Annotated in this window: 12 protein-coding genes and 1 pseudogene; all 13 read right to left on the bottom strand. The window is 64.1% G+C overall.

The window, feature by feature from the left end:
- Positions 1 to 2: 2 nt before the first annotated feature.
- The 13 genes and pseudogenes from trbL to NLY33_RS00455 all read right to left on the bottom strand — a co-directional run bounded on the left by trbL (position 3) and on the right by NLY33_RS00455 (position 13,347).
- Positions 3 to 1,364, bottom strand: coding sequence for a P-type conjugative transfer protein TrbL (trbL, locus tag NLY33_RS00390; RefSeq protein WP_023709643.1), 1,362 nt, complete (start codon positions 1,362 to 1,364; stop codon positions 3 to 5).
- Position 1,365: 1 nt separating this feature from the next.
- A complete protein-coding gene (gene trbK-alt, locus NLY33_RS00395; protein WP_023707909.1) occupies positions 1,366 to 1,761 on the bottom strand; it encodes a putative entry exclusion protein TrbK-alt in 396 nt (131 codons plus the stop codon).
- Positions 1,762 to 1,771: 10 nt separating this feature from the next.
- Complete coding sequence (gene trbJ, locus NLY33_RS00400; protein ID WP_023707910.1) at positions 1,772 to 2,530, bottom strand: P-type conjugative transfer protein TrbJ; 759 nt, start codon at positions 2,528 to 2,530, stop codon at positions 1,772 to 1,774.
- Positions 2,527 to 4,994, bottom strand: a pseudogene (trbE, locus tag NLY33_RS00405) (conjugal transfer protein TrbE). The gene trbJ and the pseudogene trbE overlap by 4 nt, the downstream one beginning before the upstream one ends.
- Before the next feature lie 14 nt (positions 4,995 to 5,008).
- Positions 5,009 to 5,305 carry a VirB3 family type IV secretion system protein gene (locus NLY33_RS00410; RefSeq protein WP_023707911.1) on the bottom strand — a complete coding sequence of 99 codons (297 nt, stop codon included), beginning with the start codon at positions 5,303 to 5,305 and terminating at the stop codon, positions 5,009 to 5,011.
- Positions 5,305 to 5,598: a TrbC/VirB2 family type IV secretion system protein gene (locus tag NLY33_RS00415; RefSeq protein ID WP_050590880.1), complete on the bottom strand. Its 294-nt coding sequence runs from the start codon at positions 5,596 to 5,598 to the stop codon at positions 5,305 to 5,307. Before NLY33_RS00415 ends, NLY33_RS00410 begins: the two co-directional genes overlap by 1 nt.
- A gap of 35 nt (positions 5,599 to 5,633) precedes the next feature.
- Entirely contained in the window at positions 5,634 to 6,650 is a 1,017-nt protein-coding gene (trbB, locus tag NLY33_RS00420) for a P-type conjugative transfer ATPase TrbB (RefSeq protein WP_023707913.1), read from the bottom strand.
- Between the two features lie 390 nt (positions 6,651 to 7,040).
- On the bottom strand, positions 7,041 to 7,358 hold the full coding sequence (locus NLY33_RS00430; protein WP_023707914.1) for a helix-turn-helix domain-containing protein: 318 nt from the start codon (positions 7,356 to 7,358) through the stop codon (positions 7,041 to 7,043).
- On the bottom strand, positions 7,355 to 7,729 hold the full coding sequence (locus NLY33_RS00435; RefSeq protein WP_023707915.1) for a type II toxin-antitoxin system RelE/ParE family toxin: 375 nt from the start codon (positions 7,727 to 7,729) through the stop codon (positions 7,355 to 7,357). Before NLY33_RS00435 ends, NLY33_RS00430 begins: the two co-directional genes overlap by 4 nt.
- Positions 7,730 to 7,796: 67 nt before the next feature.
- Positions 7,797 to 8,252 (bottom strand): ribbon-helix-helix protein, CopG family, encoded by a 456-nt coding sequence (locus NLY33_RS00440; protein ID WP_023707916.1) that lies wholly within the window; start codon positions 8,250 to 8,252, stop codon positions 7,797 to 7,799.
- 7 nt (positions 8,253 to 8,259) lie between these two features.
- A complete protein-coding gene (locus NLY33_RS00445) occupies positions 8,260 to 10,245 on the bottom strand; it encodes a conjugal transfer protein TraG (protein ID WP_023707917.1) in 1,986 nt (661 codons plus the stop codon).
- Positions 10,246 to 10,271: 26 nt separating this feature from the next.
- The gene (locus tag NLY33_RS00450) at positions 10,272 to 12,011 is read right to left on the bottom strand and encodes a relaxase/mobilization nuclease domain-containing protein (protein WP_023707918.1); all 1,740 of its coding nucleotides are present in this window, start codon (positions 12,009 to 12,011) and stop codon (positions 10,272 to 10,274) included.
- A 247-nt stretch (positions 12,012 to 12,258) separates the two neighbouring features.
- Positions 12,259 to 13,347 (bottom strand): lytic transglycosylase domain-containing protein, encoded by a 1,089-nt coding sequence (locus NLY33_RS00455; RefSeq protein WP_198020335.1) that lies wholly within the window; start codon positions 13,345 to 13,347, stop codon positions 12,259 to 12,261.
- Positions 13,348 to 13,350: the final 3 nt, after the last annotated feature.

A 13,350-nucleotide genomic window follows, 5' to 3' on the forward strand; every position in this document is an offset into this window, starting at 1 on the left:
GCCTAGTCTCTTTCGGAGAGGTTGATCGAGGAGCCGCCGCCATGGCTGTCGCCACTGCGAACGGCGTGAGCGGCGGCCTGGACGCCATGGGTCATCTGTTGCGAGCGCTTCATGCGCTTCGCCCAGGCGGGATGACTTTCGGTTGCGGAGGACGCGACGGGAGCGGAGCCGGCTTCGGGGGCGTTCGCGCCGATTGTGCCAGCGGTGGATGATCCGCCCGTCGTCTCGAAGGCAGCGCGAGCGCCGGACTGGTAGCTGTGCTTCATGCTGCCGGCCGCATTATTGGCCGCGCGCTTGAGCGGTGAGATGGCACCCTGGGCACCGGCGCTGATGACACCGCCGAGCCCGGATGCAACGCTGGAAAAACCTGACTGTCCCGCCGCGCCGAGACCGTAGGCTGTGGATGCCCTGCCCGCCATGGCGGCACCGCCACGGGCGGCCGCTGCAGCACCGCCGCTGACAGCCGCGCCTCCGGACACGCCTGCGCCGGCGGCCGCCGCACCCACTGCTGCCATGCCGCCGGCGGCTAGCCCGGTGCCGACTGCCGCACCCGCGCCGAGTTGCGGGCCGCCGGAGACGAGGCCGTTGGCAATGCCAGGTCCAAAGATGCCAAGGCCGAGCAGCGACAGCGCGGCCAGCACGATCGCCATGGCGTCGTCGATCGACGGCGTGTTGCCGCTGAAGCCTGCGGTGAACTCGGAGAAAAGAGTCGAGCCGATGCCGATGATGACGGCGAGCACCAGCACCTTGATGCCGGACGAGATGACGTTGCCAAGCACCCGCTCGGCCATGAACGCGGATTTGCCGAACAGACCGAAGGGTATCAGCACGAAACCGGCGAGCGTCGTCAGCTTGAACTCGATCAGCGTGACGAAAAGCTGGATCGCGAGGATGAAGAAGGCGAGCAGCACCAGCGCCCAGGCGAAGAACATGCAGGCGATCTGGATGAAGTTCTCGAAGAAGGACCAATAGCCCATCAGGTTCGAGATCGAGTCCAGCAACGGCCGGCCGGCATCGAGCCCGGTCTGCGCCACCTTGCCCGGGCGCATGAGATCGTTGACGGTAAAACCCGTACCCGAGGCCTTCAGGCCAAGCCCGGCGAAACTTTCGAAGACGATGCGGGCGAGATTGTTCCAGTTGGAGATGAGATAGGCGAAGACGCCGACGAACAGCGTCTTCTTGACGAGGCGCGCCATGATGTCGTCGTCCGCCCCCCAGGACCAGAAGAGCGCCGCCAGCGTCACGTCAATGACGATCAGGGTTGTGGCGATGAAGCCGACCTCGCCGCCGAGCAGGCCGAAGCCGCTGTCGATGTAGCGCGTGAAGACTTCGAGGAAATGGTCGATGACGCCCATGCCGCCCATGTCAGCGAGCCTCCGGCCGGGGCGGCTCGACCTGCATCTCAGGAGCGGTCACATCCGTCCGCTCCCCTTCTTTCCGGTCGGCTGACCCCGCTGCATTCGGAAACAGCGTAGTCGGGGCAACGGCAGCAGGCGCGGTTGCAGAGTCACGTTGGCCGAGAAACCGGCGCCGGCTGTCTGCCCACGCTTTCAGGCAGCCGGGATCGCGAGGGCCGGCCTCGCCGATCCCGGAACAGCGGCGCAATTCGGACGCGAGCGGGTCTTGTGGCGCTATGAAACGGTCCCGCGTCGCAAGGGCCTCAGGCTCATCGTCCTTGCTGCTCATCTCGATCGCGGTCACTGTCAAAGCGATCGCGATGAAGACGACTGCGCCGATGCGAGCGAAGATCTTGCCATCCATCGAGCCGGCCTCAGTTCTTGCCATAGAACATCTGCGCACTGCCGGGCTGGTAGCCCGAGCCCTGCGTCAGGAAGCGGCGGCGCTGCTCCCGGCCCTGGTCGGCGGCCGTGGCCTGCTCAGCGGATTGCAACGCCTGCGCCCGACCGTTCGCGGCGACGACCGCGGTGAGATCGGCGAGTTGCTGCGCCTGAAGCGCGAGGAGCTGGTTGCCGGCTTGTGTTGCCTGAAGCGCTCCCGTCGCACCCTGGCTCTGGCCGACCAGCGCCGACATCTCACTGCGATTGGTGTCGATGTTGCCGACGACGCCCGCCTGCACACGCATGGCATCCTGAAGGCCACCAACCGTGTTGCCCCAGCGCGAGCGCGCGTCGGCGATAAGTTGCTGATCCGAAGCCGACAGCGAGACGTTGCCGTATTTCTGCTGGAAGGCCTGATCGATCTGCTCGACGTCATAAGCGATGTTCTGTGCCTGGCCGAGCAATTGCTGCGTGCGCTGCACGGACTGTTGGAGCTGTTGGAGTGAGGAGAATGGCAGGCTGGCGAGATTACGGGCCTGGTTGATGAGCATCTGCGCTTGGTTCTGAAGCGAGGTGATCTGGTTGGTGATCTGCTCGAGCGAGCGCGCTGCCGTCAGGACGTTCTGCGAATAGTTCGACGGATCGAACACGATGAAGGCGTGTGCCGGCGTCGCCAGCATTGGCGCCAGGGTGACCGGAGCGACAAGCAGGGCAGCAGCGAGCCGCATGCTAAGGGAACGGCGCAGTTTCATGGGGACTTCTCCTTGTTGGTGAGGGCGGGGTTGGTGAGGGCGGGGCTGGTTAGGGCGGGAACGAGTTCAGCGGCCCAGCCGACGCCACGGTGGTTGAGCCAGGCAGCGAGGAAACCTTCGCGGCCGTGCTCAGCGACGATGTGGGCGATCGCGGCCTGGTCGGTCTTCGCGGATACGGCGCAAAGCGCGAGTGCCACATCCGACAAGCCGAGTTCGAACAGCCGGTTGCCGCGACGGGACTGGCAGTAGTAGTCGCGCTTCGGCATTGCCCGCGCGATGATCTCGATCTGCCGATCGTTGAGGCCGAAGCGGCGGTAGATTGCCGTGATCTGCGGCTCGATGGCGCGCTCGTTCGGCAGCAGAAGCCGGGTCTGGCAGCTCTCGATGATCGCGGGCGCGATCGCGGAACCATCGATGTCGCTGAGCGACTGCGTGGCGAAGATGACGCTGGCGTTCTTCTTGCGCAGCGTCTTTAGCCATTCGCGGAGCTGGCCGGCAAAACCGTCATCGTCGAGCGCAAGCCAGCCTTCGTCGATGATGAGGAGGGTTGGCGAGCCATCGAGCCGGTCCTCGATGCGATGGAAGAGATAGGACAGGACGGCGGGCGCAGCACCCGTTCCGATCAGTCCTTCGGTTTCGAATGCCTGGACCGACGCCGATCCGAGATGTTCGCGCTCGGCATCGAGCAGGCGGCCGTAGGGACCCCCAACGCAATAGGGACGCAGTGCCTGCTTGAGATCATTTGATTGCAGCAAGACGACCAGACCGGTGATGGTGCGCTCCTCGACAGGCGCGGAGGCCAGGGAGCTCAACGCCGTCCAGATATGCTCCTTGACCTCAGGCGTGATCGCCACGTTCTCCCGCGTCAGGATCGCCACGATCCAGTCGGCGGCCCAGGCACGCTCGGGACATCATGAATGCGGGCGAACGGCTGAAGGCTGACGCTGTCGATCGCCCCATCACTGAGATCGCCGCCGAGATCATGCCAGTCGCCACCCATGGCGAGTGCGGCAGCGCGGATCGAGCCGCCGAAATCGAAGGCGAATACCTGTGACCCTGCATAGCGGCGGAACTGCAGCGCCATCAGTGCCAGCAGCACGGACTTGCCGGCGCCGGTCGGGCCGACGATCAGTGTATGGCCGACGTCACCGACGTGAAGCGAAAGCCGGAACGGGGTCGAGCCTTCGGTCTTGCCGAAGAGCAGAGGGGGCGCTGCAAAATGCTCGTCCCGTTCCGGCCCCGCCCACACCGCGGAAAGCGGGATGATGTGGGCGAGATTAAGCGTGGAGATGGGAGGTTGACGGACATTGGCGTAAACATGACCCGGCAGGCTGCCGAGCCAGGCGTCGACGGCATTGATGGTTTCGATAATCGCCGTGAAATCGCGGCCCTGGATGACCTTTTCGACCTGGCGCAGTTTTTCGTCGGCGATGCGGGGATCATCGTCCCAAACCGTCACCGTCGCGGTGACATAAGCCATGCCCGCATAGTCGGCGCCGAGTTCCTGCAGCGCCATGTCGGCATCGGCGGCCTTGTTTGCGGCGTCGGTGTCCAAGAGGACGGACGCCTCGTTGGTCATCACCTCTTTGAGGATCGCGGCGACCGATTTGCGCTTGGCGAACCATTGACGCCGGATCTTTGTCAGCAGCCTGGTCGCATCGGTCTTGTCGAGCAGGATCGCGCGTGTCGACCAGCGATACGGGAAGGCCAGCCGGTTCAGTTCGTCGAGCAGACCCGGCGTGGTCGCGGTCGGGAACCCCGTGACCGTGAGAACGCGCAGATGCGACGCGCCAAGCCGCGGTTCTAGCCCGCCGGTCAGCGGCTGGTCGGCCAGCATGGCATCGATATACATCGGCGTTTCGGGAACGCGGACACGGTGACGATTGGTCGAGACGCAGCCATGCAGATAGGTCAGCGTCTCGGCGTCATCGAGCCAGCGGCACTCCGGCATGAAGGCTTCGACAAGGCGCAGGACGCGGTCGCTGCGGTCAGTGAACCCGGTCAGCACCGCATTGGGGTCGAGGCCCCTCTTCTCGCGGCCTTCGTAGAGCAAGCTTTCCGCTCGCGCAGTATCTTCGGCGGGCGCGAGATAGGTGAGCGTCAGGAAGTAGCTGGACTCGAAATGCGCGCCAGCCTCCTCGAAGCCCGCCTTGCGCTCCGCGTCGACCAGCGTCGAGGCCGCATCCGGAAAGCTGCTGTCGGGATAACGGGTCGAGGCATGGCGCTGCGCCTCGACAAAGATCGCCCAACCGGAGCCGAGACGGCGGAAGGCATTGTTGAGGCGGCCGGCGACGGCAACCAGTTCGGCCGGAACGGCGCTGTCGAGATCGGGACCGCGAAAGCGCGCGGTGCGCTGGAAGCTGCCGTCCTTGTTGAGGACGACGCCGGCGCCGACCAATGCCACCCAGGGCAGGAAGTCGGCGAGCCGGCTGCTACGGTTACGATATTCGGCAAGGTTCATCATCGGCGCGACCTCGCTTAGACCGTGAGATGCGCGGGGATGCGCAGATGCCGGCGAACGACGTCGACGAAGAGCGGATCGCGCTTGGCGGCCCAGACGGCGGCAACATGGCCGATCGCCCAGATGGCGATGCCGACGAGCCACAGACGCAGCCCCAGCCCCACGGCGCCCGCAAGCGTCCCGTTCAGGATGGCAATGGCGCGCGGGGCGCCACCGAGCAGGATCGGCTCGGTCAGCGCGCGGTGCACGAGGACCGCATAACCCGGCACTGCGTAGTCCGGCATTGACCCGCTCTGTTCGACCGAACCCGCCATCAGACCAGCGCTCCGCCGCCGAACGAGAAGAACGACAGGAAGAAGCTCGACGCCGCGAAAGCGATGGACAGGCCGAACACGATCTGGATGAGCCGGCGGAAGCCGCCCGACGTGTCGCCGAAGGCGAGTGTCAGGCCCGTGACGATGATGATGATCACCGCCATGATCTTGGCGACCGGGCCCTCGATCGACTGGAGGATCTGTTGCAGCGGTTGTTCCCACGGCATCGACGAGCCGGAGGCAAAAGCGGGCGCGGCCATCCCCAGGACGAGCGTGGGAACGAAAACTGTCATGGCGAGACGATGGCGCGCGAGGCGCAGGCGTTGGATCACGGATTTTCTCCTTCAGGGCTTTGGATCAGCAAGGTCGGAATGTCGTCGCTCTCGATGACAGCAGGCGCGACCCGGTAGTCGCCGTCGGGGCACAGGCCATCGACACGGGCGAGTTCGGACAGCCGGCGCGCGGAGCCGCGGCCGGAAAGGACGGCAACCAGGTCGATCGTTTCGGCGATCAGCGCGCGTGGAACCGTGACGACGGCTTCCTGGATGAGTTGCTCCATCCGCCGGAGCGCGCCAATGGCGGTGCCGGCGTGGATCGTGCCAAGGCCGCCGGGGTGGCCGGTGCCCCATGCCTTCAACAGTTCGAGCGCCTCGGCCCCACGCACCTCGCCGACCGGAATGCGGTCGGGGCGCAGGCGCAACGATGAACGAACGAGATCGGAGAGCGACGCGACGCCGTCTTTCGTGCGCATTGCCACGAGATTTGGCGCGGCGCATTGCAGCTCGCGCGTATCCTCGATGATGACGACGCGATCGGCGGTCTTGGCCACTTCAGCGAGCAGCGCGTTGATCAACGTGGTCTTGCCCGTGGATGTGCCGCCTGCAACGAGGATGTTCGCACGGTTGGCAACGCCCTGGCGCAGCGCGTCCGCCTGCTGCGCCGACATGATTCCGGTCGTGACATAATCTCCGAGAGTGAAGATGGCGACGGCGGGCTTGCGGATCGCGAAGGCGGGCGCCGCGACGACGGGAGGAAGAAGCCCCTCGAACCGCTCCCCCGTCTCGGGCAGCTCGGCCGAGACGCGTGGGGCGCCGGCATGGACTTCGGCACCGACATGATGAGCGACGAGGCGAACGATGCGCTCGCCGTCGGCCGCCGACAGACGCTCTCCTGTGTCGGACAACCCCTCGGACAGGCGATCGATCCACAAGCGCCCATCCGGATTGAGCATCACTTCAACGACGCCCGCGTCGTCGAGATAGCTCGCGATCGCAGGTCCGAGCGCTGTGCGCAACATACGTGCGCCGCGCGCCAGACCTTCTGAATTGTGAGGCGAAGCTGCCATCCTGTCCCCGTTTAGATCCGGGGGACATGGGCGACCCCTGGACGGGGATGATTAAGAGAGCCACATCTCGAGTGGTTTCAACACCTATATCGAGGCGTAGTAGCGTGGCGTGCAAATACAGGCGATCGGCGGTGCCGACGTAAACGGCGCAAGGCGACGATTATTTGTTCTGCTTTAGGTACTGGCTTAGAGAGCCGACGCCGGCGCGCTGCAACACCGTCGATAGCTTCGCGTCGCTGCGAATCCCGGCTGCGAAATTGTCGCCGTAGGTCTGACGAAGGGTGTCCACCTTCGTGTTCCCATGCTTTTCCTAATCCTACCGTCCTGGTCGCGGTGGCGCCCATCCAAACCTGGAAAATCAATTGTCCGCTCGGCGGCAAAGCCGTCTGATCAAGCGGCCTCAGCACGAGCTGACCGTCGAGGCTTGTGGCGAACCACCACGTCGACCTTGTAGTCGAGCCGGTCCAGACAGCGAACCAGCCTGTCTATTGAAAACTTACCCGTGCGCCCGGTGGCGATAGCGGAGACGTCGGGCTGTTTTATTCCGAGCAGTTCAGCCGACTTCGCCTGGGTCAGGCGCCGGCGCTTGATAATGGCGCGGATCTCGCGGGCCAACTTGGCTTTCAGCAATTCCTCTTCGGGATTGTCAAAGCCGAGGTCCGCAAACACGTTGCCGCTGCTCATTTCGGCGGTGATGTCTTCTGTCATGACTTTGTTCCTTTCCCATAGTTTTCGCGGTAGTGCGCCTCGGCCGCCTTCAATCGCACTGTCACGAGATCGATTTCGTGCTTGGGTGTCTCCCTGCCCTTCTTCGACTTCTTCTGGAAGCAATGAAGCACGTAGATCACCCCGGCAAAGCGCACGGCATCGACGGCCCGGTAGGTATCTCCGTCGAAGTCGTCGACCACCTTGAGGATGCTGCGGCCGCCAAAGCCTTTCAGGGCTTTGACAGCCGGGTGCTCCTCACCATTCTGAGCGTCGTTGATTGCGACACCCATCAACCGGCGAACATCGACCGGAAACTCGCGCAGGTCGCCCTTCGACGACCCCATCCATACTGCGGGCTTTTGGTTTTTCATTCTCCCTTGCCTTATAGCATACAGACTATAATTTTCAACGAAAAATCCTGACATCGCTCACGGCCATTTAGCCCAAGGGCATGCCGGGCTGGTGTGTGTCCAGACCGCCATCAATGTCCTCGGAGATCTCCTGCCGAAGCTTTGGACCTCTGGCCAGGCGCCGGCCGAGTGCGGTGACGAATGCATCATAGCGGTCGCCCGCCTTGGCATGGGCGGCCTGCGCCGCTGGCTCGGGCAAAGCCGGTGTTGTCGCCAGCCAGAAGCGGACGAAAACGGCGAGCGTCTCCACGGCAATTGCGACATCGCGCTCCTGGCGTGTCATACGGCGATCGAGCTGGTCAAGCCGCTTGGTGATCGCCGCCTCCTGTCGCTCGGCGGCATCGGGTGAGAGGAACGACTCGATGGCCGCCTCCGCGACGAGCGACCGTGAAAAATCACGGCGCGCCGCATGTTCGGCCAGCCTGCTCATGACCGTCGGATCGAGATAGACGGACAGGCGTTGTTTGCGGGGTGGCTTTACCATGGGAGCCTCACATATCCACGCCGTCGCCGGGGTCGAGCGACGCCTGTCGCGCAATGCCCTGCATCAGACGCGTCAGTCGACGGTTGCGGGCAACCTCGTCCTCCACGTCGTCCAGGTGATCGATCTCGAATTCGTTCTCGGTCGAAGGCTTCACGACCTGCTCGACGCGACTGAGCTCAGGTTGCCGACGACGCTCGGAATCAGTTGTGTCGTCATCCGTGGCCGACGGCGCCGACGTCGCTTCAGCAATCTGCGGACGGGAAGGCAGAGGCAGTTTCGTCCAGTCGTCGGGCCTCCCCTCCTCTGCCGCCGCCGTCAGCACCGGTGGCGGCAGGATACGTTCCCGGAAGCGAGCATCTTCATGATAGCGCGCCTTTTTGGCGCGGATCGGCGGCGCACCCGAGACCATGACAATCTCGTCGGTGGCCGGCAGTTGCATCACTTCACCCGGCGTGAGCAGCGGGCGAGCCGTCTCGGAGCGGGAGACCATGAGATGACCGAGCCACGGCGACAGCCGGTGGCCGGCATAGTTCCTCATGGCCCTCATCTCGGTCGCTGTCCCAAGCGCGTCGGACACCCGCTTGGCGGTGCGCTCATCATTGGTGGCAAAGCTTACCCGGACGTGGCAGTTGTCGAGGATCGAGTTGTTGGCGCCGTACGCCCTCTCGATCTGATTGAGGGATTGAGCGATCAGAAAGCTTTTCAGCCCGTAGCCGGCCATGAAGGCGAGCGCCGACTCAAAGAAGTCGAGGCGGCCAAGCGCCGGAAACTCGTCAAGCATCAGGAGCAGCCGGTGCCCTTGCGCCCTCACCTGGAGATCTTCAGTAAGGCGGCGACCGATCTGATTGAGGATCAGGCGAATAAGCGGCTTGGTCCGGTTGATGTCGGACGGCGGCACGACGAGGTAGAGTGTCGTCGGATGCTTGTCGTCGACAAGATCGGTGATGCGCCAGTCGCAGCGGCGCGTGACCTCTGCCACGACAGGATCGCGATAGAGGCCAAGGAACGACATGGCGGTGGACAGCACGCCGGAGCGCTCGTTGTCGGATTTGTTCAAGAGCTCCCGTGCCGCGCTGGCGATGACCGGGTGCGGACCGGCTTCACCCAGATGCGCCGTTTTCATCATCGCCGACAACGTCGATTCGATCGGACGCTTTGGATCGGAGAGGAAACCGGCGACGGCGGCAAGCGTCTTGTCCTTCTCCGCGTAGAGGACATGCAAGATCGCGCCGACCAGCAGGGCATGGCTGGTTTTCTCCCAATGGTTCCGCCTCTCGAGCGAGCCTTCGGGATCGACCAGGATGTCGGCGATGTTCTGAACGTCACGGACTTCCCATTCGCCACGGCGCACCTCGAGCAGCGGATTGTAGGAAGAGGATTTCGGATTGGTGGGATCGAACAGCAGGACACGGCCATGCCTGGCGCGGAAGCCCGCGGTGAGTTGCCAGTTTTCGCCCTTGATGTCGTGGACGACCGCGGAGCTCGGCCAGGTCAGCAGTGTCGGGACAACAAGGCCGACGCCCTTGCCCGAACGTGTGGGCGCAAAGCACAGCACGTGCTCCGGCCCGTCATGGCGCAGATAGGCGCCATCATATCGCCCAAGCACCACTCCGTCGGAGCCGAGAAGGCCTCTTGCCTTGATCTCCTGCTTGTCAGCCCAGCGGGCAGAGCCGTAAGTCTCGACCTTCTTGGCCTCGCGTGCCCGCCAGACCGACATGCCGATGGCGACGGCGACGCAGGCGAAACCGCCGGACGCCGCGATAAAGGCTCCCTCCACGAAGATCGACGGCGCGTAGGCATCGAAGCCATACCACCACCAGAAGAAGGACGGCGGGAGGTAAAGCGGAAAGCCCAGGACACGGAACCATGGCCTGCCGAGTTCGGGCTGGAACGCCAGGCGCCAGGCCACCCACTCCGTCGCGCCCCAGGTCGTGAAAAGCACGATCGCGACGACCGCGAGGATCTGGCCCCAGAGTATCTTGGTGGCGGACATAGAGCGGTCCTTTCTTCAACATGAGGTTAGAGGCCGAGGCCTCGCTTGCGGCCAAAACTCCAGTCGATGGCGTCGTCATTGCGAGCGACGCCAGAGACGTGGCGGCCAAGATGCTTTTCCAGAGACGGCGTCCAGGGCACCAGTTGGAAACCGAGGCCGTCATCGATCATGGCGAAGCGGCCGGAGGCGAGCAGGAAACGTTGCCGATAGGAACCGGTCACAAACTCGCCGCTGCGGGCGCGGTTGAAGGGCTGGCCGGTGTCGGCCGAGAGCTTTTGGCCGAGCGCCTCCAACTCGCGGCGACGTAGCGTGCCGATCAGGTTGCGGGTGAAGGTTGTGCGTTGGCCATGCCGCTCGCCGAGGCCCTGTTGGACGAGATGGTCGGCACGGCGCTGCATCGCCTGCCGTACTTCGGCGCCGAAGCCGCCTTCCGACAACGCAATCGGTTCGCGGGCGATATTCTGGCGGTCAAGCCAGGTTGCGCCGGCGGCGGTGGTCTGCCGCTCAATATCGAGATCGGAACGGACAGCGAGTGCTGCGCGCGGATGTCCCTGCGCGTCATGGAACTTGCGCAGTTCGACGATGGAACCCGGAGCGCTATCGCCCGCGGCGTCGAGGTCGGACAGCTTGATGTGATGTGTGCGGCCGTCGGTGCCATCGACCACGGCGTAGGCACTGCCCTTCAGCTCATCATCGAGGCCGCGGTCGACCAACCGACCCACGATCGGCGTGTCGAGGCGCTCCGCCGCCAGCACATAATTCGCCAATCCGCGCTCGATGCCCTGTTCTGTCAGGGCGCGGTGCATCCGCTTGATGATATCGCCGCGTTCGCCAAGCTCGCGCAGCGTCGCCTCGGCCTTGTCGTCGATCATCCATTGGCCCGGGCCGACCTGTTCGGCAAGGCCAAGAGTTTCGAGCTTGCGCACCCGCCCGACCTTCAGCACGTGATACTCGTCGGGCTGAGCGTTCGCCGGGAACGCAAGATCGACAACGCCGGTGTCGCGGCCATCGCGAACAAGTTGCCGGTCAAGCTGGGTCCAGCGTTCGGCTTCGACCTGGCGCTCCAGATTGCGGCGGATGTCGAGATCGGTGCGCGGGCCGAGTTCCTGGGTAACGAGATCGGCGGCGCGGGCGCGCATCCCCTCCTTGATGTAATCGCGCGAGATCACGAGATCCTGCCCGTCATCAGTGTGGCCGCGCAAAATGATGTGAAGGTGCGGGTTGTCGGTGTTCCAGTGATCGACGCCCGCCCAATCGAGCTTCGTGCCGAGGTCCTTTTCCATCTGGCCCATCAGATCACGGGCCAAGGATTTGAGATCCGCCATGTCGACGGCATCTTCCGGCGAGACGATGAAGCGGAAGTGGTGCCGATCATCGCTGCACCGCGCGGCAAAAGCACCGCCATCCACCTCCCCGATCTCCGGCCCGAACAGCCTTGCCTTCTCCCCGTCACGGGTGACGCCCTCGCGGCGCAGATAGGATAGATGGGCGGCAAGCGGGGCGCCGCGCGCGTGATGGCGCACTAGCCGCGTCTTGATGATCACGGTTCGCGAGCGGCTGGTGAGGAGACGATTGGCGCGCACGCTCGCCGAGCGGCCACGCCCGAAGGTCGAGCGATTGCCCGGACTGATCCGGCCTGAGCGTGAGATACGGGCGCCGGCCTTCTGGGCGGCGGCAAGCGCTTGCGAGATGAAGGGCCTGGCGCGCTGGACGCTGGACGAGCGGATACGGCCAGGCCGGATGCGGAAACCATCCTCGCTGGTCATGGCGAAGGCCCCGAACATCGTGTTAAGGCATGGAAATCACAGGGAAATCGGTGTTCCGGCGCGGTACGCCACCTGTTAGCACCTCGCGGAAATGCAGTATAACCTATTGAAATAACACAACCGATCGACGCCGCACCTCGCGGCCTTTTATCTCGCCATCTCTCTTCGCTCTCCCTAGAAACCAACCTTCCCACCGCAATCTCTGCGACGGAGCGGGCCTCAATGCGATTGACCAAGAATACTGTGATCATGGCGCTGCCACGGAAGGGCGCTGGATGAACAGACCATCCACAACGGGTTTCGGCGCCGATGCATCTCTATCGGACGAGCTATCCGGCTGCGGTTCGAATGCCGTCAGATCGGTGACAGCTCCGTCAATCGCTGATCGCTTGCTGGGCCGCTTGATCGCCGTGAACACGGTCTCGACGGGAAAATCGGTCTCGCGCTCGCCTTGCGAGGCTGAGCCATTCCGTGTGTTCACGACGTGCGCGAAAATCGCCGGTTCGAGTGCGCCCTTCCTGCCCGTTCCTTGCCGTGCGCGGATCGGAATGGGAACTGAACCATTGATCAGCGGCGCGAGTTTCCTGACGTAGTCGATCGTCTCACGCGGCAGCGGCCGGCCGGTAACAAGATGCTCTTCGTATCGCCCAGGACCGGCATTGTAAGCAGCGAGGAAGCCGTTGCGGCCGAAGCGGTCGAGCATCTCGCGCAGATACGCTGCACCTGCAAAAATGTTGTCGCGCGGCTGATAAGGATCGTCACCGAGCCGGTACTTGGCGCGCAGTTCTTCCCATGTCGCCGGCATGATCTGCATCAAGCCCATTGCGCCTTTGCTCGACACCGCATGAACATCACCAACGCTCTCGACATGCATGACGGCGCGAAGTAGTCGCTCGGGAATGGCAAAGCGTTTGGCCGCCTCCCGGATATGCGCCGACCAGGGATCAGCGGACGAGATGGTACTGCTGGAGTGCGCCGGCCGCTCACGATGCGCGGAAGGCCCAGCACAGACAATAGACGCCGTTAGGGCGAGCATGACGCTTGCAGACAGCGCTGCAATGCCTCGGCAGATAAAAGCACCTGCACCACGATCCCGACGCGCCTGCAGCCTGCCACCGTGCCCGCTTCCGTCAAGGGCAAGGCTTCGCCGGCCGGACTTGCTTGCCGCAAACCACGACATCTTGGGCGTCCAAAGCGACACGGAAGCGTCCGGCCGCCCTTGACCTTCGCTGCGCGCGGCGGCCGCCTTACAGGCAATCGGGTCGAAGGGTTTGACCGGCGCCCGATCGATCAAAGGGTTTGACGCAGAAAGGCCGCTGGAGCGCAATCGGAGCATCCG

This window comes from Mesorhizobium sp. C432A (assembly GCF_030323145.1).
In the GTDB taxonomy this organism is placed as follows: Bacteria; Pseudomonadota; Alphaproteobacteria; order Rhizobiales; family Rhizobiaceae; genus Mesorhizobium.